This window comes from Colwellia chukchiensis (assembly GCF_002104455.1).
GTDB lineage: Bacteria > Pseudomonadota > Gammaproteobacteria > Enterobacterales > Alteromonadaceae > Cognaticolwellia > Cognaticolwellia chukchiensis.
This window is the reverse complement of sequence record NZ_NBOC01000007.1, coordinates 1-23,448: the sequence shown is the minus strand read 5'-3', so window position 1 is coordinate 23,448 and position 23,448 is coordinate 1. Positions and strand designations below refer to the sequence as shown.

General features: G+C 40.8%; 19 protein-coding genes and 2 pseudogenes. 9 read left to right on the top strand and 12 right to left on the bottom strand.

The features are described from left to right. Window positions 1-84: 84 nt before the first annotated feature. Both imuA and aroG read right to left on the bottom strand, forming a co-directional pair. A complete protein-coding gene (gene imuA, locus B6K83_RS09630; protein WP_085284714.1) occupies window positions 85-831 on the bottom strand; it encodes a translesion DNA synthesis-associated protein ImuA in 747 nt (248 codons plus the stop codon). A gap of 368 nt (window positions 832-1,199) precedes the next feature. Further along, the gene (gene aroG / locus B6K83_RS09625) at window positions 1,200-2,255 is read right to left on the bottom strand and encodes a 3-deoxy-7-phosphoheptulonate synthase AroG (RefSeq protein WP_085284713.1); all 1,056 of its coding nucleotides are present in this window, start codon (window positions 2,253-2,255) and stop codon (window positions 1,200-1,202) included. 222 nt (window positions 2,256-2,477) lie between these two features. On the opposite strand from aroG, the gene add reads away from it, so the two are divergent. Next, on the top strand, window positions 2,478-3,482 hold the full coding sequence (gene add / locus B6K83_RS09620; RefSeq protein WP_085284712.1) for an adenosine deaminase: 1,005 nt from the start codon (window positions 2,478-2,480) through the stop codon (window positions 3,480-3,482). 187 nt (window positions 3,483-3,669) lie between these two features. Continuing rightward, window positions 3,670-4,374, top strand: a complete 705-nt coding sequence (deoD, locus tag B6K83_RS09615; protein ID WP_085284711.1) for a purine-nucleoside phosphorylase — start codon at window positions 3,670-3,672, stop codon at window positions 4,372-4,374. Between the two features lie 72 nt (window positions 4,375-4,446). On the opposite strand, the gene B6K83_RS09610 is transcribed toward deoD, so the two are convergent. The 10 genes from B6K83_RS09610 to gyrA all read right to left on the bottom strand — a co-directional run bounded on the left by B6K83_RS09610 (window position 4,447) and on the right by gyrA (window position 15,674). After that, window positions 4,447-4,749 carry a ComEA family DNA-binding protein gene (locus B6K83_RS09610; protein WP_085284710.1) on the bottom strand — a complete coding sequence of 101 codons (303 nt, stop codon included), beginning with the start codon at window positions 4,747-4,749 and terminating at the stop codon, window positions 4,447-4,449. A gap of 123 nt (window positions 4,750-4,872) precedes the next feature. Next, window positions 4,873-5,568 (bottom strand): orotidine-5'-phosphate decarboxylase, encoded by a 696-nt coding sequence (gene pyrF, locus B6K83_RS09605; RefSeq protein WP_175474825.1) that lies wholly within the window; start codon window positions 5,566-5,568, stop codon window positions 4,873-4,875. A 189-nt stretch (window positions 5,569-5,757) separates the two neighbouring features. Next, entirely contained in the window at window positions 5,758-6,927 is a 1,170-nt protein-coding gene (lapB, locus tag B6K83_RS09600; RefSeq protein ID WP_085284708.1) for a lipopolysaccharide assembly protein LapB, read from the bottom strand. A gap of 1 nt (window position 6,928) precedes the next feature. Further along, entirely contained in the window at window positions 6,929-7,180 is a 252-nt protein-coding gene (locus tag B6K83_RS09595; RefSeq protein ID WP_085284707.1) for a lipopolysaccharide assembly protein LapA domain-containing protein, read from the bottom strand. Window positions 7,181-7,249: 69 nt separating this feature from the next. Next, window positions 7,250-7,537, bottom strand: coding sequence for an integration host factor subunit beta (ihfB, locus tag B6K83_RS09590; RefSeq protein ID WP_085284706.1), 288 nt, complete (start codon window positions 7,535-7,537; stop codon window positions 7,250-7,252). Between the two features lie 97 nt (window positions 7,538-7,634). Next, window positions 7,635-9,302, bottom strand: a complete 1,668-nt coding sequence (rpsA, locus tag B6K83_RS09585; RefSeq protein WP_085284705.1) for a 30S ribosomal protein S1 — start codon at window positions 9,300-9,302, stop codon at window positions 7,635-7,637. A gap of 111 nt (window positions 9,303-9,413) precedes the next feature. Further along, window positions 9,414-10,094, bottom strand: coding sequence for a (d)CMP kinase (gene cmk, locus B6K83_RS09580; protein ID WP_085284704.1), 681 nt, complete (start codon window positions 10,092-10,094; stop codon window positions 9,414-9,416). 216 nt (window positions 10,095-10,310) lie between these two features. Then, the gene (aroA, locus tag B6K83_RS09575) at window positions 10,311-11,591 is read right to left on the bottom strand and encodes a 3-phosphoshikimate 1-carboxyvinyltransferase (protein WP_085284703.1); all 1,281 of its coding nucleotides are present in this window, start codon (window positions 11,589-11,591) and stop codon (window positions 10,311-10,313) included. Window position 11,592: 1 nt separating this feature from the next. Further along, complete coding sequence (serC, locus tag B6K83_RS09570; RefSeq protein WP_085284702.1) at window positions 11,593-12,678, bottom strand: 3-phosphoserine/phosphohydroxythreonine transaminase; 1,086 nt, start codon at window positions 12,676-12,678, stop codon at window positions 11,593-11,595. A 272-nt stretch (window positions 12,679-12,950) separates the two neighbouring features. After that, on the bottom strand, window positions 12,951-15,674 hold the full coding sequence (gene gyrA / locus B6K83_RS09565) for a DNA topoisomerase (ATP-hydrolyzing) subunit A (protein WP_085284701.1): 2,724 nt from the start codon (window positions 15,672-15,674) through the stop codon (window positions 12,951-12,953). 449 nt (window positions 15,675-16,123) lie between these two features. Here gyrA and ubiG point away from each other — a divergent pair, with 449 nt between their 5' ends. From ubiG to yfaE, 7 genes and pseudogenes are all read left to right on the top strand, one after another. Then, window positions 16,124-16,831: a bifunctional 2-polyprenyl-6-hydroxyphenol methylase/3-demethylubiquinol 3-O-methyltransferase UbiG gene (gene ubiG / locus B6K83_RS09560; RefSeq protein ID WP_085284700.1), complete on the top strand. Its 708-nt coding sequence runs from the start codon at window positions 16,124-16,126 to the stop codon at window positions 16,829-16,831. Window positions 16,832-16,911: 80 nt separating this feature from the next. After that, entirely contained in the window at window positions 16,912-17,589 is a 678-nt protein-coding gene (locus tag B6K83_RS09555) for an HAD family hydrolase (protein WP_085284699.1), read from the top strand. Window positions 17,590-18,294: 705 nt separating this feature from the next. Then, window positions 18,295-20,565 (top strand): class 1a ribonucleoside-diphosphate reductase subunit alpha, encoded by a 2,271-nt coding sequence (gene nrdA / locus B6K83_RS09545; RefSeq protein WP_085284697.1) that lies wholly within the window; start codon window positions 18,295-18,297, stop codon window positions 20,563-20,565. A gap of 137 nt (window positions 20,566-20,702) precedes the next feature. Beyond that, window positions 20,703-21,035, top strand: a pseudogene (locus B6K83_RS09540) (ribonucleotide-diphosphate reductase subunit beta); the annotation flags it as partial. A 203-nt stretch (window positions 21,036-21,238) separates the two neighbouring features. Continuing rightward, window positions 21,239-21,571, top strand: a pseudogene (locus B6K83_RS09535) (ribonucleotide-diphosphate reductase subunit beta); the annotation flags it as partial. Window positions 21,572-21,776: 205 nt separating this feature from the next. Then, window positions 21,777-22,907 (top strand): class Ia ribonucleoside-diphosphate reductase subunit beta, encoded by a 1,131-nt coding sequence (gene nrdB / locus B6K83_RS09530; RefSeq protein WP_085284694.1) that lies wholly within the window; start codon window positions 21,777-21,779, stop codon window positions 22,905-22,907. A gap of 14 nt (window positions 22,908-22,921) precedes the next feature. After that, window positions 22,922-23,173, top strand: coding sequence for a class I ribonucleotide reductase maintenance protein YfaE (gene yfaE, locus B6K83_RS09525; protein WP_085284693.1), 252 nt, complete (start codon window positions 22,922-22,924; stop codon window positions 23,171-23,173). Window positions 23,174-23,448: the final 275 nt, after the last annotated feature.

Below are 23,448 nucleotides of genomic sequence, written 5' to 3'. Positions count from 1 at the left end.
TCTCAATTTTATCTGCATAAGCCATTTAGCATCTTAAAAATAACCATACTAAGGCTCATTAATTAACAACATAGCCGTAGACACTTAACTTGGTAGCACAGCACCCAAGCGTTGACGACTTGACAGTGGCACAACCAGGTGACTGAGGGCTTGATCACCACTCGCTGACGCTGGCTGTTTCTCTGTCAAGCTAGGCCATCGCTGATGCATATCAACAATAAAGTCGCGACTCGGCCAAGCTGCCATTTGCTTTTTTACCTGTATTTTTAAACCGGCTGGTATTGCTTCAAGTGCTAACGACAAAGAAACGGGCAGTGCTAAGTCGAAAGTGTTAGGGGCGCGAAAAATAACCTGTATGGCATCACCCGTGTTAGCAGCCTGCTTTAAACGTTTGATCTGGTGCACCGCAAGTTGCTGTTGCCATAATAGTACAGCTAAACAACAACCACTTTTCAAGCATTGCTCAGCCGCCCATAACGACTCTGGTGGCTTTTCTGAGGAAATAAGCAAGATATTCTCTAATGGAATAGCGGCTTGTAATAAACTTAAGGCGTTTATTTGTGCCGGTGGCGCAATAAACACCAGTTGCCGAGCTTGCTGGTGTTGTTTTAATTCAGCAGCAAATAAATGTTGCAAATAAGGTAAAAACAACCTTATTTCACCAATACCACTTAAGCTTTGCACTTCTATAACCCCCTGACGAGGAAAGCCACCTTGCAAGTGTTGATCTATTTCCGGGTAACCGCTAGCAACGGCTTCAACAATAGCTTTGCTTTGTTTAGCCGACCATATTTTGCCCTGACGCTGTAAGCTGTTAAGCATTTTATTCATGGTAACCACACCACTATACTGTAATTATATACAGTATAGTGGTGTGGTGAGTAATTGACAATAAACAACAGCATAAAAAATCATCAACCATACGCATATATTCATTATTTACTAGTTAAGTTATTGATAATTTGTTTATTTTTAGAAATGAAAAAGCCAGTCAACTCAATTGACTGGCTATAGTTTGTTATTATAGGGCTAGTTTATATTTAAAAACTTGAGCTTGGCTGAAAAATTCTCCTATCGCTGCTACTTTTTTATTCACGGTTGATGGGTAAATTTATGTTGAATTAATAGCAGCTGATAGTGCCAGTTAACACGATTAAATTATATTGTGAGCAATAAACTAGCCGTTAAAACCGCCTTAGCTATAATGCTCGGCGTTGGGTCACGGCTTGTGCAAGCTCTGCAAGCAAGGTTTCTGTATCTTGCCAGCCAATACAAGCATCAGTAATGCTTTGACCATAGGTTAGCGCTTGACCTTCAACCAGGTCTTGGCGCCCTTCAACTAAGTGGCTTTCCACCATCACGCCCGAAATATCGCGATTACCTTGTCGTATTTGTTGGCAAACATCACGGCACACTAACAGTTGATTCTCAAACTTCTTACTACTATTAGCATGGCTAAAGTCGATCATGATATTGCTATTCAACCCTGACTGAGTAAGTTGCTCTGTAACGGCTTTGACACTGTCAGCATCATAATTTGTGCTTCTACCACCACGCAAAATGATGTGGCAATCTTCATTGCCTGTGGTTTCCACTATCGCCGAGTGGCCGTATTTGGTCACCGAAAGAAAATGATGTGAAGCACGAGCCGCGCCTATGGCGTCAATAGCCACTTTAATGGTACCGTCTGTGCCATTTTTAAAGCCCACTGGGCAAGATAAACCCGACGCCAGCTCGCGGTGAACTTGGCTTTCTGTGGTGCGGGCACCTATAGCCCCCCAACACATAAAGTCAGCCATGTATTGAGGTGTGATCATATCTAAGAACTCACCGGCAGTGGGTAAACCTAAGTCATTTAAATCAAGCAGCAACTTACGCCCCATTCGTAAACCATCATTAAGCTTAAAGCTGTTATCCATGTAAGGGTCGTTGATAAGCCCTTTCCACCCCACGGTTGTTCTTGGTTTTTCAAAATACACCCGCATGACAATTTCTAAGCTATCTTGATATTTTTCGCGTAATTTAACTAAGCGCTGACCGTATTCCAATGCCGCTTTAGGATCATGAATCGAGCAAGGCCCAATAACCACAAGTAAGCGATCATCGTGATTATGAAAAATTTTACTGATGGCTTTTCTACCCGAATAAACCGACTTAGTTGCTTGTTCAGATGATGGAAATCGCTCCAATAATGCGACAGGAGGTAAAAGTTCTTTAATTTTATTGATACGAACGTCGTCAGTTTTTTTAACCATGATTATTCTCTTTTTACTGCGAATTATTCGCTTTTTAATATTTACGTCTAGACACCTAAATGACTAATCCCAACACTAATTTATCAGTGTTATCACGCTAATAGCAATATTAAATACCAAAAAAACGGTATAATAATCTTATGCTATTTTGTGAATGGTGAATTGTGATTGCTTTTCCTCTCTAGCCCATAAATTGATAGAAATTAAAAGAGGTTGCCCCAAATGACACTTGCTCACTTACCCGTTATTGATTTACACCGACATTTAGACGGCAATATTCGCCCAAAAACCATTTGGGCCTTGGCACAACAACATAATATCAGCCTACCCGAGGCAGACTTTGACGCTTTTCTACCACATGTACAAATTCAAGGTAGTGAGAGTGATCTACTCGCCTTTCTCAGCAAACTGGATTGGGGCGTTGCTGTATTAAAAACTTTAGATGATTGTAAGCGTATCGCCTATGAAAACGTTGAAGACGCCTACCTTGCCGGTATTGACTATGCTGAGTTACGTTTTTCTCCCTATTACATGGCCATGAAAAATAACCTAGTCGCTGCTGATGTCGTCGCAGCGGTAATAGACGGTATTAATAGCGCCTGTAAAGTTTACGATATTAAGATCAAACTTATTGGCATTTTAAGCCGCACCTTTGGCGTTGAAAAATGCCAAGCTGAGTTAGATGCACTCTTACAGCATAAGCAAGATCTAGTCGCTATTGATCTAGCAGGCGATGAGTATAATTTTCCCGGTACTATGTTTGTTGAACACTTTAAGCAAGTGCGTCAAGCAGAGCTAAATATTACCATACATGCCGGCGAAGCCGCTGGCCCTGAAAGTATTTGGCAAGCAATTAATGAGTTGCACGCCCAGCGCATCGGCCATGGGGTTGCGTGCCTACAAGATGAAAAATTAATGGAACATATGCTGGCTCATGATATCGCCATAGAATCTTGTTTAACTTCAAACTATCAAACCGGCACCATCAAGGATTTATCACAACACCCGATAAAAACTTTTTTAGCTAAAGGTTTATTGGTGTGTTTAAATACTGACGATCCCGGCGTGCAAGGGATTGAGCTTAAACATGAATACGAGCTTGCGCGCAAAACTTTAGGTTTTAATGATAACGCTATCCAACAACTCCAAGAAAACGCACTAAAAGCCAGCTTTTTATCTGCAAGCGAAAAATTAGCGTTGCAACGAAAAGCACTACAGAGAAGCTAAGGACAAGGCTATATATAAAAAGCCATTAATCAATCATATGGTTTTGACTGGATCATTGAATACCAGATCAGTTAGAATTTGATATTAAACATCCACATCAGTAAAAAATCCTTGATAGCGACTGAATAGATTCAGCAACGGCTAGAAACTTACTGTGATTGCACACCATTAATAAAGGTTTACTCTCATGGCAACAGCACATATAGAAGCAAACGCAAATGATTTCGCCAAAACGGTACTTATGCCCGGCGACCCACTACGCGCGAAATATATCGCAGACAATTTTCTGGATAACGTAAAATGTGTTACCCGCGTGCGTAATATGTTTGGTTACACAGGTACTTACAAAGGCAAGGAAGTTTCGGTAATGGGCTCAGGTATGGGCATACCATCGATTTCCATCTATGCAACTGAATTATATAAAGATTATGGCGTTGAAAACATTATCCGTATCGGCTCATGTGGCGCAGTACGAGATGATATAAAAGTACGTGATATCATCATTGGCATGTCAGCAAGCACAGACTCAAATGTCAACCGCTCACGCCTAAATGGTTATGATTTTGCCGCCACCGCTGATTTTAGCTTATTACATAAAGTGGTCACTACGGCAGAAAAAACCGGTAAAAAAATTCGCGTAGGTAATATTTTTACCGCCGATTTATTTTACACACCGCAACCGGAAATGTTTGCCTTGATGGAAAAGTACGGCATTTTAGCTGTTGAAATGGAAGCGGCCGGTTTATATGGTGTGGCGGCTGAATATGGCAAAAAAGCATTAACGGTGTTAACGGTCAGTGATCATATAAAAACCGGCGAACAAACCACAGCAGATGAGCGTGAAACCACGTTCAAGGATATGATGGAGCTTACCTTAGACAGTTTACTATAACTGATTCATTAAAAAAGCCAGTCAAATGACTGGCTTTGCTGTTTGATGATACAGTTACAATCTAGCCATCAATTACAACTTAATTCTTTCCTTATTAAGCCGTAACATCTGCTCACCTATCCCTTTGACATTGAGTAAATCATCAAGGGCGTTAAACTCACCATGTAATTCACGATAAGCAATTATTGCTTTCGCGCGCTTCTCTCCAACACCTTTTAATAAGGCTAAGGTATCCAGATCCGCTTTATTAATATCAACAACTTGTATTGCTTGTTCAACCGCCAAGTTAGGGCTTTCATTTGTGCCTTCAGCGCTTAGCGGCAACGACAAGACAGTAAGTAATACGATGAGCAAAGTATAGATGTGCGTTTTCATTCTAGCTTCCTTCTAATAGTTAATATCCATATGCGTAATTACCATAAAAATAATTACTGTATTAGGTTTAGAAGTCTTCGCTTTATTTGTCAAATGCGCATCATAAAAAATAAGCTCTGCAAATTAACTAATAGATAAATTAATGGCTGAAAGTACGGCTTGTGGATCATTGGCTTGGGTGATCGGTCGGCCGATAACTAAATAGTCAACACCAACCGCTAACGCTTGTTGAGGTGTCATAATACGCTTTTGATCGTCAGCATTAGCTCCCACAGGACGAATACCGGGCGTGATCAGCTTAAAGTCTTGTCCTAGTTCTTGTTTTAGTGCTTTTGCTTCCATTGCCGAGCAAACCACGCCGTCTAAACCCGCTTGTTTTGTTAATGACGCTAAATGATGCACTTGCTCAGCGGGTGACTTCGTAATACCTAAAGCGAGTAAATCTTCACTGCCCATACTCGTTAGTACCGTCACTGCGATCAAAAGCGGTGCTTTATCACCATAAGGCAATAAGGCTGCTTTGGCTTTTTTCATCATTTCAACGCCACCAGAGGCATGAACATTGACCATCCAAACCCCTAAGTCTGCAGCCGCTGCAACCGCTTTTGCCACGGTATTGGGGATATCATGAAACTTTAAGTCCAGAAAAACATCAAAATCACGCTTAACAAGCTCTTTAACAAATTCTGGGCCAAAATGGGTGAACATTTCTTTGCCAACTTTTAAACGACAATCATTCGGTGAGATCCGATCAACAAAAGATAAGGCGTCATTCTTTTTATCAAAATCTAAAGCAACAACAACTTTGGTATCTAACATCAGGGGTTCCTATTTTTTCAATTCTGTAAAGTGAGTTGATCACTTTCGTTCAATATAGTTAATTCTAAATTTTGTTGGTTTAGGGTTATTAATCAAGCAAAGTTCTAAATTTATCTGCAAGGCATAAGCTCGCAGCTAAGAAAGTCATGCCAAAGTTTAATAGCCCTAGTTAAGCACTATCAGGGGACGTTATTCGCCTTCAAGGCCCCGTACTGGCTTTAACTGCTCCCAGTCATGGCAAGAGGGACATGACCAATAGTGCGTGCTGGAATTAAAGCCACAAGTGCGACAACTATAACGATGCTTTACATTTAAATATGCTGTCACTAACTCACGGATCACTTCTAAGTTTTCTGAGGTATTTTCTGATTGTGTGCCATCCATTTGCATTTTCACAAAGTGTTTAAAACCCCGAATTGTCGGCCGTCGCTTTAACGCGGATAAAATAAATTGCTTGGCTTGATGCGGACCTTTTACTTGTTCGATATAGGATAAATACTTGATCAATGCACTGGTGCTACCGGTTTCATCGTAAACTTTTCTAATAAACCTAAAAAACGCTTTTTCTGCATCAAGCTTTTGATAACAAAGAAACATTTTATCGATTACATCGGGAAAAAATTCTTTGTCTTGCTCATAAATTGCTTTGTAACACTGGCATGCTTCATTAAACTGTTGATGATTTTCATATATCTGAGCCATCAACCAGTTTGCCCGAGACGAGTTAGGGTCATGGCTTAAGGCATGATCTAATAGCTCAATAACCTCAATAAATTTATCTTGTTCCAATGCCGTTGTAGCCAGCTCGCAGTAGAAATTAGCTAATGCATGCAAGAGCTTAACGTCACGCGTTTTGGCAATGGCTTTTTTCAAAGCAATACCTTGCTGCCAATCTTTGGTGGACTGATAAATTTGCATTAAGGATGTTAATGATTTTAAGCCATAGGTTTTGGATTTTAAGAGCTTATGAAACATAGCTTCAGCGCGATCATATAAGCCAGCACTGAGAAAGTCTTTTGCCAGTTCAAACACTGCTTGTTGTTTAGCACTATTGGGCAAGTGCTTTTGTCTGACCAAATGCTCATGTACTTTTAGTGCTCTGTCAAGCTCGCCACGACGTCTGAATAAGTTAGCCATGGCAAAATGTGCTTCAACGCTATCATCTTCAACTTTTAGCGCTTCGAGTAAGAAATCAATCGCTTTATCTTGTTGATTAGAAAATAAATAATTTAAGCCAGTAGAGTATTTAATGGAAAGCTCTTGTTTGGCACTATGGTCGTTTTGTTTGACACTATTACGCCCCATAAACCAGCCGTAACCCATGGCAACAGGTAACAATAAAAAGAGTAACCCTAGCATACTACGACTTTTTTCCTGTTACTGATGGTTCACTTTTAGTTGGCTTTATCTTACGCAATAACCACCAAAATAAAACGAACAGTAGACCCATGACAAAACCGATTGCCGTAAACAGACCCACAGCAACCGCCACAGGAATGCTTGTTTTTGCTATTAAGTAATTTAAGGTCATGACTTGATCATTTTGAGTGCCAAATATAAAGGCAATGGCAAGTAAAACAAGAAAAAGAATAACGGTTATATATAGGCGCATAGGACTTATCCAAAACAACACAAAAAAAAGGCATGCTGATAGCATGCCGTTTATTCAATAATTCTGCAATTACGCGATTGAAAGATTTACTCTTTCGCGTAACTCTTTACCAGGTTTAAAATGCGGAACATATTTGCCGTCAAGTTCTACTGACTCGCCAGTTTTTGGATTCCGTCCAGTACGAGGAGCTCGATAATGCAAAGAAAAACTGCCAAAACCTCTAATTTCAATACGCTCACCTTTTGATAAAGTTTGCGCCATCATTTCAAGAATTTCTTTTATAGCTAGTTCTACATCTTTCGCAGCTAAATGGTTTAATTTATCTGCTAATCTTTCAATGAGTTCTGATTTGGTCATTTGACCTCCAGTGTTCACTATAGCTTCGCGCCATCGGATTTAAACTTTCAGAAGAACAGCTTATCAGCTGTTCTTCTGCTCTTGGTATTGCTAGAAATTAAAGTTTAGCGTTTTTAAACGCTTCAGCCATTGCACTTAAGCCAGAAGCATCTTCAGGGGCTTTGTTCAATGATTCCATAGCTTCACGCTCGTCTGCTTGATCTTTCGCTTTAATTGATAAGCTGATAGTGCGGTTCTTACGATCTACACCAACAAACTTAGTCTCTACGCTATCACCTACAGACAATTCAGTGGTCGCATCTTCAACACGCTCACGTGAAATATCAGCAACACGAAGGTAACCTTCAACGCCTTCAGCTAATTCAATTTTAGCGCCTTTAGCGTCTACTTCAATAACCTTACCTGTAACAATAGCACCTTTTTTGTTATCTGCAAGGTATTGATTAAACGGATCATCTTCAGTTTGTTTAACACCTAAAGAGATACGCTCGCGCTCTGGGTCAACTTGAAGTACCACAGCTGAGATTTCATCACCTTTCTTGTATTCACGAACCGCTTCTTCACCACCAGCCCATGAAATGTCAGATAAGTGAACAAGACCGTCAATGCCGCCGTCAAGACCAATGAAGATACCAAAGTCAGTGATTGACTTGATCTTACCTGATACTTTGTCACCTTTGTTGAAGTTTTTCGCAAACTCTTCCCAAGGGTTCGGGATACATTGTTTAAGGCCAAGCGAAATACGACGACGTTCTTCGTCAATTTCAAGCACCATAACTTCCACTGTGTCACCTAAGTTAACCACTTTAGATGGGTGGATGTTTTTGTTAGTCCAATCCATTTCAGAAACGTGTACTAAACCTTCAACGCCTTCTTGGATCTCAACGAAACAACCGTAGTCAGTTAAGTTAGTTACGCGGCCTGTAAGCTTAGCGCCTTCAGGGTAACGCTTAGCGATAGCAACCCATGGATCTTCGCCTAACTGCTTCATACCTAGTGATACACGGGTACGCTCACGGTCAAATTTCAATACTTTAACTTGAATTTCATCACCAACATTTACGATTTCACTTGGGTGCTTAACACGCTTCCAAGCCATATCTGTGATGTGAAGTAGGCCGTCAATACCGCCTAAGTCTACGAATGCACCGTAGTCAGTAAGGTTCTTAACGATACCTTTAACTTCAATGCCTTCGGCAAGAGAAGCAAGTAGTTCATCACGTTCAACACTGCTTTCTGATTCGATAACAGCACGGCGTGATACCACTACGTTATTACGCTTTTGATCAAGCTTAATAACTTTAAATTCTAGGTCTTTACCTTCAAGGTGAGTCGTGTCACGAATAGGACGAACATCCACTAGTGAACCAGGTAAGAAAGCACGGATGTTGCTAACTTCAACTGTGAAACCACCTTTAACTTTACCGTTGATAACACCGATAATTGTTTCTTTTTCTTCGTATGCTTTTTCAAGCACTTGCCATGCTTCGTGACGTTTTGCGTCATCACGAGAAAGAATCGTTTCACCGAAACCATCATCTGTCGCTTTAAGTGATACATCTACTTCATCACCGACAGCAACTTCAACTTCACCAGTAAGGCTCTTGAATTGGTCGATAGAGATAACAGATTCAGATTTAAGGCCAGCGTCTACTAAAACGTTGTCTTTAGTGATGGCAACAACAGTCCCTTTAACGATTGAACCAGGACGTGTTTCGATTGTTTTTAAACTTTCTTCAAAAAGTTGTGCAAAATTTTCAGTCATAATTTGTCTATGAACTCAGAGTTAATCCAATCAACATACTTGTTTCATGGGGTTGTTAATAAGACCTAATGCATCCTTACATTAGGTTATTTTGAAGCATCATTACTTCGTTTACATTAGCCTTTCATTACTAAAAGACAAAATTTTACTAACCACTTCGTCTATCGAAAGTTCAGTAGAATCAATGATTAATGCCCCTTCTGCAGGAACAAGCGGTGCTACCTTACGGCTTTGATCGCGCTCATCTCTTAGACGTATCTCATCCAAAAGGCGCCCGATTTTAACATCAAAGCCTTTTTCATTCAACTGTTTAAATCTTCGCCGTGCTCTTTCTTCAGCACTGGCGGTTAAAAATACTTTCACTTGAGCACGGGTAAATACGATTGTACCCATGTCGCGGCCATCGGCCACTAAACCTGGTGCTATTCGAAAGGCACGCTGGCGACGCAGTAAAGCCTCTCTAACACGGGGAAATGCAGCAACTTTTGACGCTAAAGCACCAACATCCTCTGTTCTAATGGTATTGGTAACGTCTTCACCTTCGAGAATGACTTTGCCTTCACCTTCATCGCATACTTGGAATTGCACATCTAAGTGCGCCGCTATGGGTAAAAGTGAGTCTTCATCGTCAACGCCAATATTGTGGTGTTGTGCCGCCACGGCTAATACCCGATAAATCGCACCACTATCCAATAAATGCCAACCTAACTGCTCGGCAACAATGCGTGCTACGGTTCCTTTACCTGCCCCACTGGGCCCATCAATAGTAATAACTGGAACACTTTCCTGCATACACTTCCCTCCTAAAGTCGAAAAATCGGCGGCATTATACGAAATTTAACAGCCAAAATCGCCTAAAAGTTATTGATATTAATGCATACATCAATAACTTTGCATTTTCGGTCACTCACAAGGCTTACTTTAGGCTCTAAAATTGTCGCTAAAATACAGCACTACGCGATAGCCCGTTATGTTAATAACAGTAAAGGCGTACGTAAGAGTTACCGCTTATCGAGAAATCTTAGCCAGTTGTTTAAAATAATCCGGAAAGGTTTTTGCCGTACACTTTGGATCGTTAATGGTTACCGACGTCTGACTTAACGCTACGAGTGAAAAACACATGGCTACACGGTGATCGTTATAGGTATCAATCGCCGCATGTTGTAATGTCTGAGCAGGAGTGACGGAGATATAATCTTCTCCTTCAACGACAGTTGCCCCTACTTTTCTTAACTCAGTAGCCATGGCCGCTAAGCGATCGGTTTCTTTGACGCGCCAATTATAAATATTGCGAATTGTCGTTGTGCCGGTAGCAAATAATGCAGTGGTTGCTATGGTCATGGCCGCATCAGGAATATGATTCATATCCATATCCACGGCGTTAAGAGTACTACCTCTAACCGTGATTGCTTCGTCATGCCAAGTAATGTCTGCGCCCATTTCTTCTAACACATCAGCAAAATGTTTATCGCCTTGTACACTTAACTTACCCACACCATGTACCGTCACAGTGCCCCCTTTAATGGCGCCTGCCGCAAGAAAATAAGAAGCAGAAGATGCATCCCCTTCTACCATATACCTTTCCTGCGCTTGATAGCTTTGCTGGCCTTTAACACTAAAAGACTGGTAGTTATTATTTTGCACTTGTACACCAAATCGCGCCATGATATCGAGGGTGATATCTATATAAGGCTTAGAAACTAACTCTCCTTCAATTTCAATTTCGCTATCAGATTGCAATAGCGGTGCTACCATTAATAATGCGGTTAAAAATTGACTCGAGATTGAACCGTCTATTTTCACCGTACCACCACTTAACGCCTGACCTGTAATTTTAATAGGAGGGTAGTCAGTGTTTTCCAAGTATTCAATATCGGCATTTAACTGTGTTAATGCATCAACCAAATGACCAATAGGTCGTTCTTTCATTCTTGGCTCACCAGTAAGAATAAACTCGCCAGTGCTAGCCGCCAGTGCCGCGCATAAGGGGCGCATTGCAGTGCCAGCGTTGCCCAAATATAACTCTATAGTCTCTGTCGTCTTAAATAAGCCATTATTACCCACGACACGACACTCGGTACCACAATCACTTAGCGTGTATTCAACCCCTAAGCTTTGCAGTGCATTTAGCATATGGCTAATGTCATCACTCACCAATAAATTGGTAATGTTAGTGGTACCTTTTGCAAGGGCGGCAATAAGCAAAGCACGGTTTGATAAACTTTTTGAGCCTGGTAAAAATACGTCGCCATTAACTTGTGCAATGGGTTCTAGGGTTAATTGTTCCATATTATTGATTATCTTCTGCAAATGTTTTCATAAAATCGACTAATTTTTCGACGCCTTCAATAGGCATGGCATTATAGATACTTGCTCGCATACCACCAACTGAACGGTGTCCTTTTAATGCTACTAGGCCTTGTTGCTTTGCTTGCTGCAAAAATTTTGCTGTTAATGTGTCATCAGTTAATAAAAAAGGCACATTCATTAAGCTTCTATTTTCAGGACTAATGGTGTTTTTGTAAAAATGACTCTGGTCAATATATTGATAAAGTAAACGGGCCTTTTTATCATTAATTTTTGCTATCGCTTTAATGCCACCTTGAGCGAGTAACCAATCAAAAACGAGACCGGCTAAATACCAACCATAAGTAGGCGGCGTATTATACATTGAACCATTTTCTGCCAATACTTGGTAATTCATAATCGACGGCGTATCGATATGTGCCTTGCCCAGTAGGTCATCACGCACGATCACCAAGGTTAACCCTGACGGGCCAATATTTTTTTGTGCGCCAGCATAAATTAACGCAAACTTACTGACATCAAATTCACGCGATAAGATGGTTGAAGACATATCGGCAACAAGCGGGATATTACCCGTATCGGGTACATCGAATATTTCAATACCATCAACGGTTTCATTGGGACAATAGTGAACATAAGCGGCATCATCACTTAGCGGCCAACTTGTACTGGCTTGCACACTTTGTATACCTTGCTCATTATTCAACACATTAATGATATTGATGTCACCATAATGGCTTGCTTCTTCAGCCGCAGCCTTTGACCAAGTACCCGAAACAATATAATCGGCTTTTTTATTTGCACCTAACAGGTTTAAGGCAACGGCAGAAAACTGACCTCGGCCACCACCGTGACAAAACAATACTTTATAATTATCGGGGATCGCCATAAGTTCGCGTAAATCAGCTTCAGCTTTTTCCGCCACCTGAATAAATTCTGAACTGCGATGACTAAGCTCCATCACCGAGCTGCCAGTGCCGGCAAAATTAAGAAATTCACTTTGCGCTTTTTCCATAACAGCAACCGGCAACATTGCCGGACCTGCGCAAAAGTTATACACATTGGACATTTAACATTACACCCTTTTTAAATTAACTTGCTTTGTTGTTGATGACTGTCTGCTAGCCAAGCATTAACGATATTTTTTTTACACCGTAAACAGCAAACACCGGTAGTTTTTATCATTAACCTTAGTTGTTTTTCTGACAGCTAAACTAGCATAGATGCTGAGTTATCGCACCCATGTATTCGTGCTCTGTACTAGAACATTTTACTCACTACGGTAGATTTTATTCATAAAAAAAGGCGGTTATTACCGCCTTTTTAATATTTTAACAACGGTTACTCTAGCGTATCCTTGTTATCGAGCGATGCACTATCGCCACTGGTATCTTCAGCGTTGGCTTGTTCATCCAAAGTTGAGGTTTGGCTCGCCGGTACTTCGCCTTCATCGTTGTCGTTTTCAGCGTCTGAGGCTTCAATTTCATCAATGCGCTGTAACGCAACCACATGCTCACCTTCAATGGTGCGAATAATTCGAACGCCTTGGGTGTTGCGCCCTATCACACTCACTTCATTGACACGGGTGCGTACCAATGTACCATTATCGGTGATCAGCATAATTTCATCTTGCTCTTCTACCTGCACCGCGCCAACAACTGGACCATTGCGCTCACTAACTTTAATCGACACAACACCTTTAGTCGCACGACTCTTCGCTGGGTACTCTTCAAGTGCTGTGCGTTTACCATAGCCATTTTCAGTAATGGTCAGGATTGGACCATCATTTTTAGGCACGATTAACGACACCACTTTTTGCTCACCCTCTAGTTTTATACCGCGAACACCAGTACCGGTGCGACCTATAGGTTTCAAGGCCCATTGTGGCTCACCGGTTTCTGGGTCAAGCTTGATTTCGCCGGTTTCACTGTCACGTCGTTTCTCATTAAAGCGCACCACTTTACCCGCATCAGAGAACAACATAATATCGTTATCGCCGTTGGTAATATCAACACCGATCAAGGTATCGTCATCACGCAAGTTCAGGGCAATAATACCGTTCGCTCGTTGGTTTTTATAAGCGGTTAAAGCAGTTTTCTTCACCGTACCCGATGCTGTTGCCATGATGATAAATTTATCTTCTTCATATTCACGCACAGGTAAAATAGCGGTTATACGCTCATCGGCTTCCAGCGGCAAAATATTTACGATCGGACGCCCGCGAGAAGTTCTGCTTGCCAATGGTAGTTGGAATACTTTCAGCCAATAGAGTTTACCGCGATCTGAGAAGCACAAAATAGTGTCATGGGTATTGGCAATTAATAACCGTTCAATGAAGTCTTCTTCTTTCATTTTGGTTGCTGCTTTACCCTTACCGCCACGACGTTGTGCTTGGTAATCACTTAAAACTTGATATTTAACATACCCTTCATGAGAAAGGGTTACCACCACATCTTCTTCACTGATCAAATCTTCCATCGATAAGTCATGTGAAGCATTGGTGATTTCAGTACGACGCTGATCACCAAAATCATCGCGAATGACTTCAAGCTCTTCACGAATCACTTCCATTAACCGCGATGGCGTTGCCAAAATATGCAGTAGCTCACCAATAAGCTCTAACAAATCTTTATATTCGTTAAGTATTTTTTCGTGCTCTAGACCGGTTAGCTTATGCAAACGCAAATCTAGAATCGCTTGGGCTTGCGGAGGTGTTAAGAAATATTGACCATCACGAATACCAAATGCTTCTTCAACCCACTCTGGTCGCGCCGCATCATCGCCAGCAGCGGCTAGCATGTCGGCTACTAAGCCTAAGTTCCAACCGCGTGCAAGTAATTGCTCTTTTGCTTCACTTGGCGTTGGCGAGTTTTTGATCAACTCAATAATTTCATCAATATTGGCTAAAGCAATCGACAAACCTTCAAGTAAATGTGCTCGTTCACGCGCTTTTCGTAATTCGAAAATCGTTCTACGGGTGACCACTTCACGGCGGTGTAAAATGAAGGCATCAAGCATTTCGCGTAGGTTGAATAATTTTGGCTGGCCATTAGTCAATGCCACCATATTCAAACCAAAAGACACTTGCATTTGGGTCAATTTATATAAGTTATTTAAAATAACTTCACCCACTTCACCACGTTTAACTTCAATCACCATGCGCATGCCGTCTTTATCAGACTCATCACGCAGGGCAGAAATACCTTCAAGGCGTTTTTCTTTCACCAAGTCGGCCATTTTCTCGATTAAACGGGCTTTGTTGACTTGATAAGGTAACTCGTGAACAACGATAGTTTCTTTGCCCGACTTTTCGTCAACTTCGATTTCCGCGCGTGCACGAATTTTAATTTTGCCACGGCCAGTGCGATACGCTTCTTGAATGCCGGCGCGACCACTGATAATACCAGCGGTTGGAAAATCGGGTCCAGGAATATGCTCTAGTAGCTCTTCAAAACTGATATCTTCGTTGTCAATAACGGCTAAACAGCCGTTGATCACTTCTGTTAAGTTATGCGGCGGAATATTGGTCGCCATACCAACTGCAATACCAGAGGTACCATTAACTAACAGGTTAGGGATACGCGTTGGCATAACCGCTGGTATCATTTCTGTGCCGTCATAGTTGGCAACGTAGTCGACGGTTTCTTTATCTAGGTCTGCCAAAATCGAATGGGCAATTTTCGCCATTCTAATTTCGGTATAACGCATTGCCGCCGCTGAATCACCATCAACCGAACCAAAGTTACCTTGGCCATCGACTAGCATGTAACGCAGTGAAAACGGTTGTGCCATGCGCACAATCGTGTCGTATACCGCAGTGTCACCATGAGGGTGATATTTACCGATCACATCACCAACAACACGCGCTGATTTTTTATACGGCTTGTTAAAGTCGTTACCTAGTACGTTCATCGCAAATAGTACACGACGATGTACTGGTTTTAAGCCATCACGCACATCTGGTAATGCACGACCTACGATTACGCTCATCGCATAATCTAAATAGGAGCTTTTTAGCTCATCCTCAATATTGACAGGAGCAATATTATTCGCCAAATCGGTCATAAATTGATGGTATCCCTTAACGTAAATCTAATTTAGAAAACTTCGAAATTATTATTTTTTAATTAACGCGGCATATTAGCATAATTATTTGTTATGCCCTACCGCTTTGTTTTGCTTAATTCTGCCGTTAAAAAGCACAAGATTCAAGTAAATGCATTATATTCACGCGAGCTGAGATATCTGCATGATATTCATATATTTTCTTGGGGTAAAAAAAATAGCTCAACAGGCCTATGTTTACGCTTGTTCGCATTTTAATCAAATGTAGGTTTAAGTGGGTTATTTTATCTAACTTACTTGTAGCAATAAGGCCGACAAAATGCCCATTTACACTGATAGGATAAGGTTTCAATGTCAAAATTCTAGCAATGGATGCGACTTGGTACTGGGCTTGCTGTAGTTATTGGTTTAGAATCGCCACTATTCATTAAGCAACCATTACACTCGACATGTCTAATCCAATCAATGTAAACCAAGACGAAATCGCTAAATTTGAACAAGTTGCCAGCCAATGGTGGGATCTTGATGGGGATTTTAAGCCATTGCATCAAATCAACCCATTACGTCGACAATTTATCTGCCAGCATGTGGGAGATTTATTTGATAAAAACGTTATCGATGTCGGTTGTGGTGGCGGTATCTTAGCTGAAAGTCTGGCGCAACTAGGGGCAAACGTCACCGGCATAGATATGGGACAAGAGCCATTGAACATTGCCAAGTTACATGCTTTAGAAATGGCGGTGAAAGTCAACTATGAAAAAATTACCGCTGAAGAAAAAGCGCAGCAACAGCCTGGCTATTATGATGTTGTAACTTGTATGGAAATGTTAGAGCATGTGCCCGATCCAGCCTCTGTCGTAACAGCCTGTGCTGAATTGGTAAAACCCGGCGGCATGGTTTTTTTCTCGACACTCAATAAATCTTTAAAAGCTTACTTACTTGCAATCTTGGCTGCTGAAAAAATATTTAAATTAGTACCCGATGGTACCCATGATCATAATAGCTTTATACGCCCGTCGACTTTGATATCTTGGGCTGAAGCGGCAGAGCTTAAATGTATTGACGCGGCCGGTATTCATTATAATCCGTTAACCGAAAATCATAAATTAACCTCATCACTCGATGTTAATTATATTTTGTGTTGTCGACGAATATAAAATCGATTGCAATCATAATGCGCCATTAAATGGCTAGCACCACAAGGCGCAATATTTAACATTAAAATAAAAGAGTTCTTATGCCTACTGTTAAACAAGCTCACCAACACGTTGCCAGCGTATTATTCGACTTAGATGGCACCCTACTCGATACCGCTGATGACTTAGGCGCAGCATTAAACCATGTGCTTGCCCAATATCAACGACCGCTAGTGGCGGCAAAAGACTATCGTCCGATTGCTTCAGATGGCGCTTTAGGCTTACTCAACCTTGGCTTTGGTGACGCCATTAACCAATACGATTACCAAACTCTACGCCAGCAATTTCTCAATTATTACCAGCATAATATTGCGACGCATACTCGCTTATACAAAGGCGTAACAGAACTATTACAACACATAGAGTCAGACAATATTCCTTGGGGAATTATCACCAACAAGCCCGAACAGCTCACGCAATTGTTATTGCCATATTATCCTGAGCTAAACAATTGTGCGGTGATGGTCGGGGGCGACACTTTAGCAACCCGCAAGCCGGATCCTGAACCTATACTTTATGCCTGCTCGCAACTTAATGTTGACCCTAAACAATGCTTTTATATTGGCGATGCGCTGCGAGATATAGAGGCAGGTAATGGCGCTAAAATGAAAACTTTCGTCGCTAAATGGGGCTATATTTTAGCGCATGAAAACTGCCAAAGTTGGCAAGCAGATCATATTATTAACGCTCCCACCGACCTACTTGCGTTTATAAAATAATTGCATCACTCGGCTATGATCAGCTTGGTTGTTCGTTTTAACTAGTCATAATGAAATGTGCGCTTTTATTGGCGCATATTTTGTTACCATAACCCCTGATTAAGTATCACACTGTTAAGGTCGGGCTCAATACCAACTAAAACCAATACCGGCATTAATTTAGCGATAACCTAGCTGCCCTCGTTTACTCCCTTGGCCTGCGCCGTTTTGTTAAGCACTTAGTCGGTTGATAATAATTTGAACGAGCGGCGTCGATAAAATAATCACTCCTGAGTTAAAACGGATAAAACTTGCTCAAAACCAATAAACCATTGTTTTAATTGAATTTATATATTTTATAAAATTATTTAAACAAAATAATACCAAGTAAGAAAAAATAATTTTTTCGAAAAAAATATTTTTTAATAAGCATTGCGTTTTAGCAAAATCAAAATTGAAAAGCCTTACTAAGTTAGTTGTTACTAACAGATCAATTACTCTAAAAAATGCAAGACAAAAACAAAAATTTATATCGCTTGCAAAGTCATGCAAACCTCACTATCTTGTGATCAGATTTTTAAAAACCCCCATATATAGTGCATTTTTCATTCACTGAACATTCAAGTGATATACGAGTTTTATCGTAAAATGCCAATGGCGGGCAATTAGTAGCATGTACACCTATTTTCGGGTGATTAAAACAATAAATAAATTGACAGGTCTTTCATGAATAACAAACTCTTTGTTACAAAACGCAATGGTTCAAAAGAGCCCATCGACTTAGAAAAAATTCATAAAGTAATTGCTTGGGCCGCTGAAGGCTTAGAAAACGTTTCTGTGTCTCAAGTCGAGCTTAAGTCACACATTCAATTCTACGATGGCATAAAAACCGCTGACATTCATGAAACCATCATTAAATCTGCCGCTGATTTGATCTCTGAAGAAGCGCCAGACTATCAGTTTTTATCTGCCCGTCTGGCCATTTTTCATTTACGGAAAAAAGCGTACGGCCAATTTGAGCCGCCGCAGCTATACACGCATGTGCAAAAATTAGTTGCCGCCGGCAAGTACGATCAGCACCTACTTAGCGACTACAGCGAGCAGGAATTTGCCCAATTAGAAACCTTTATTGATCACAGCCGTGACTTAAACTTTAGCTATGCGGCGGTAAAACAATTAGAAGGTAAATACCTAGTTCAAAACCGTGTTAGCGGTGAGATATACGAAAGTGCACAGTTTCTTTATATGCTAGTTGCTGCCTGCTTGTTCGCTAAGTATCCAGCAGAAAAACGTTTAGACTATGTTAAAGATTTTTATGATGCGATATCTACCTTTAAATTATCGTTACCTACGCCCATTATGGCAGGGGTGCGTACGCCAACACGTCAGTTCTCTTCTTGTGTACTCATTGAGTGTGGTGACAGTTTAGATTCAATTAATGCCACTACTAGCTCTATTGTAAAGTATGTTTCTCAACGTGCTGGCATCGGGATCAATGCCGGACGCATTCGCGCCTTAGGCAGCACCATACGCAATGGTGAAGCATTTCACACCGGTTGTATTCCATTTTATAAGCTCTTTCAAACTGCGGTTAAAAGTTGCTCACAAGGTGGCGTTCGTGGTGGTGCAGCTACGCTATTTTACCCGCTATGGCATCTAGAAGTTGAAAGTTTATTAGTATTAAAAAATAACCGTGGTGTTGAAGAAAACCGCGTTCGCCATTTAGATTACGGCGTGCAGTTTAATAAACTTATGTATCAACGCTTAATTAAAGGTCAGTCGATTACGCTATTTAGCCCAAGCGATGTGCCAGGTTTATATGATGCTTTCTTTGAGGATCAAGAGAAGTTTGAAGCACTTTACTTACAATACGAAGCCGATGACAGCATTCGTAAAAAGTGTATTAAAGCAATAGAGCTATTTTCATTATTCGCCCAAGAACGTGCCAGTACTGGCCGTATTTATCTGCAAAACGTCGATCATTGCAATACCCATTCGCCCTTTGATCCTGCCGTTGCACCAATTCGTCAAAGTAATTTGTGCTTAGAAATTGCCTTGCCAACTAAGCCGATGGATGATGTAAACGATGCCAGCGGTGAAATCGCACTTTGTACCCTGTCTGCCTTTAATTTAGGGGCAATTGAAAGCCTCGATGAATTAGAGCATTTAGCCGACTTAGCAGTGCGCGCACTCGACAACTTACTTGATTACCAAGATTACCCGGTTCCTGCAGCCTATACGGCAACTATGGGACGTAGAACGCTAGGCATAGGTGTTATTAACTTTGCCTACTATCTTGCGAAAAACGGCGTGTTCTACTCAAACGGTAGTGCCAATAACCTAACCCATCGTACTTTTGAAGCCATTCAATATTATTTATTAAAAGCTTCAAATCAACTAGCGATTGAGCAAGGTGCGTGCCCTAAGTTTAATGAAACCCGTTTATCTCAAGGCATATTACCTATCGACACTTATAAAAAAGAGATCGATAACATTACTGCCGAGCCTCTTCATTTAGACTGGGAATCGTTGCGTGCTAGCATTAAAGAGCACGGGGTGAGAAACTCAACCGTTTCTGCTTTAATGCCATCAGAGACCTCTTCACAAATTTCTAATGCCACCAATGGCATTGAGCCACCACGCGGCTTGATCAGTATAAAAGCCAGTAAAGATGGCGTATTAAAGCAGGTAGTACCTGAGTATCAACGTTTAAAAGATAACTATGAATTACTTTGGAATATTCCAAATAATGAAGGTTATTTACAACTCGTCGGTATTATGCAGAAGTTTATTGACCAAACAATATCCGCCAATACCAATTACGACCCTTCGCGCTTTGAAGGGGGTAAAGTACCGATCAAACAAGTACTTAAAGATATTTTAAGCGCTTATAAATTGGGGGTTAAAACCATGTACTATCACAATACGCGTGATGGCGCTGATGATAGCCAATCGGATGCCGATGATGACTGTGCCGGTGGCGCGTGTAAGATTTAACGCTAGGCAGAGGAAAACACCAAGTTTTCCTCTTTTTTTGTCAAGATATTGTTTCATCTTAGTCCCTAATAAATAGATTAATTACCCATAAGTTAAGAAATATTGCCCTACATTGGCACTGTTTCAAGGAGAAATACATGTCGTACACTACGTTTAACCAAATACCTAACAATGCCTTATTAGAGCCAATGTTTATGGGAAACAGTGTTAATGTTGCACGATACGATCAACAGCGCTTTGTTGCCTTTGAAAAATTAATTGAAAAACAGTTATCGTTTTTTTGGCGACCTGAAGAAATTGACGTGTCTAAAGATCGCGCCGATTGGCAGAGTTTAACCGATTCTGAAAAGCACATTTTTATCTCAAACTTAAAGTACCAAACCTTGCTTGACTCTATGGCGGCGCGCTCGGTTAATGCGGTATTACTGCCGTTAGTATCACTACCTGAGGTGGAAACTTGGGTGGAGACTAGATATGGACAAAAAACCTACTCAATCCACTAGTGAGTGAGTGAGTGATTTGTCACAAGCAAATAATAACGTAGCGTAAAGAAAATAACCAAGCAATTAAAAGTAAGATTAGATCTAACCTAAAGCTATAAAATAACTACTCTAACAAAAATTACAGACTAGTTTGATTAGATTTAATTAAAGGATATTTGGCAGATTAAATAATGATATATACAACATTTAACCAAGAAAGCTTCGACCACCTAAAAGAACCTATGTTCTTCGGTAAAGCAGTTAACGTTGCTCGTTACGATGAGCAAACACACCCAGTCTTTGAGAAATTGATCGAAAAGCAATTATCTTTCTTCTGGCGACCTGAAGAAGTAGACGTGTCAAAAGATCGTGCCGATTGGCAAGGTCTTACGGGTTCTGAAAAACACATTTTCATTTCGAACCTGAAATACCAAACACTTTTGGATTCGATTGCAGCTCGCTCTGTGAACATGATCATGCTTCCAGTGTGCAGCCAAGCCTCGATCGAAACATGGGCTGAGACAAGATATGGACAAAAAAACTACCCAACCCATTAACGAGTGAGTGAGTGAGTCTTCTCAGGCTTGATAAGATACACCGTGTAGAGAAGGCAGCAGCAAACAACAGTTAGAGTAGATCTAATCTAAAGTTGAAAAATAACTAATCTAACTAAAAGATCAACTAAGTTTGATTAGATCTGATTACGAAAATATTTGGCGGATAAAAATCATGAAATACACAACATTTAATCAAGAATGTTTCGACCATCTAAAAGAACCTATGTTCTTTGGTAACCCAGTTAACGTCGCTCGTTACGACGAACAAACACACCCAATCTTTGAAAGGCTGATCGAAAAGCAGCTATCTTTCTTCTGGCGTCCAGAAGAAGTAGATGTTTCAAAAGATCGAGCCGACTGGCAAAGTCTTACAGAATCGGAGAAACACATCTTTATCTCCAATCTGAAATACCAAACACTTTTGGATTCGATTGCAGCTCGTTCTGTGAACATGATAATGCTTCCTGTGTGCAGCCAACCTTCGATCGAAACGTGGTCAGAAACGCATTCATTTTCCGAGACAATTCACAGTCGTTCCTACACACACATCCTTCGTAACCTATTCACAGAGCCGAGTGAAGTTTTCAACGATATCGTTATCAACCCTGCCATCTTAAAGCGAGCATCGAGTATCGCTGACTATTTTGATGATTTTATTTTCCATGAACAGGTGCTTAACCTGCATGGAGAAGGTACGCATACTGTTGATGGAAAAGAAGTGGTTGTGAGTCTGAGATTAGTGAAGGAAAAATTCTTTCTCTCTATCTGCGCCCTGAACGCTCTAGAGGCAATCCGCTTCTATGTCTCTTTCGCTTGTTCGTTTGCGTTCTCAGAGCGTGAATTACTTGAGGGTAATGCTAAAATCATCAAGCTAATTTCTCGTGATGAAGCACTTCACTTAACTGCTACTCAGCATATATTGAATATTTGGGCTAACGGTAAAGATGATCCTGAAATGCAGCAGATTTCAGAGGATTTAAAAGAGAAAAGCAGAGATATCTTTATCGATGTTGTAGATCAGGAAAAAGAATGGGCTGATTACCTGTTCAAAGACGGCTCTATGATTGGTCTTAACGCTGATATACTCAAGCAGTACATTGAGTACATAAGTAGCCAACGCATGTCCGCAATTGGCTTAGATAGTCCTTTTGAGGTTAAGAGTAACCCACTTCCTTGGATCAACTCATACTTATCAAGCGATAACGTACAGGTCGCTCCACAAGAAACCGAAATCTCAAGTTATCTTGTAGGCCAGATTGACTCAGAAGTTAGTGCTGAAGACTTCGATGAATTTGATTTATAAAAATCACGCACGAGATGAACATTAAATTAGCTGATAGGGACTCTACCATCGAGTCCCTTCCAGGCTTAACCATTCTAGAAACTCTAGAAGTTAACAATATTCAAGCTCCATATCATTGTAGGGATGGGTTTTGCGGTGCCTGTAGAGCCAATCTAGAGAAAGGTGAAATTAAATACAAACTCGAACCTCTAGCCAACATAAGAGACGGTGAGTTTCTTACCTGTTGTTCCACCCCTATCTCAGATATCGAAATTAACTTCGATTAACTTCAAGTGATGGTGTCGCTCTGATGGGTATCATAGTTATCAGTTCGATAATTTTAAAGCGCAATTTTGGTAGATATTGATAGTTAATTTTACCACCACATTACCACAGATAAATTGAATAAGATTTAGCTGTAGTAGCTCATATATAGTAAGCGTCCGGTGATCAGCACCTAGCTAAGCTTTACATTCCAAGGTAGCAGAGCTTCAACATCAACATTTTGATCACTGAGTTGTTCAAGACAATAAGCAACATAGTCGAAAGGAGTTAAACCATT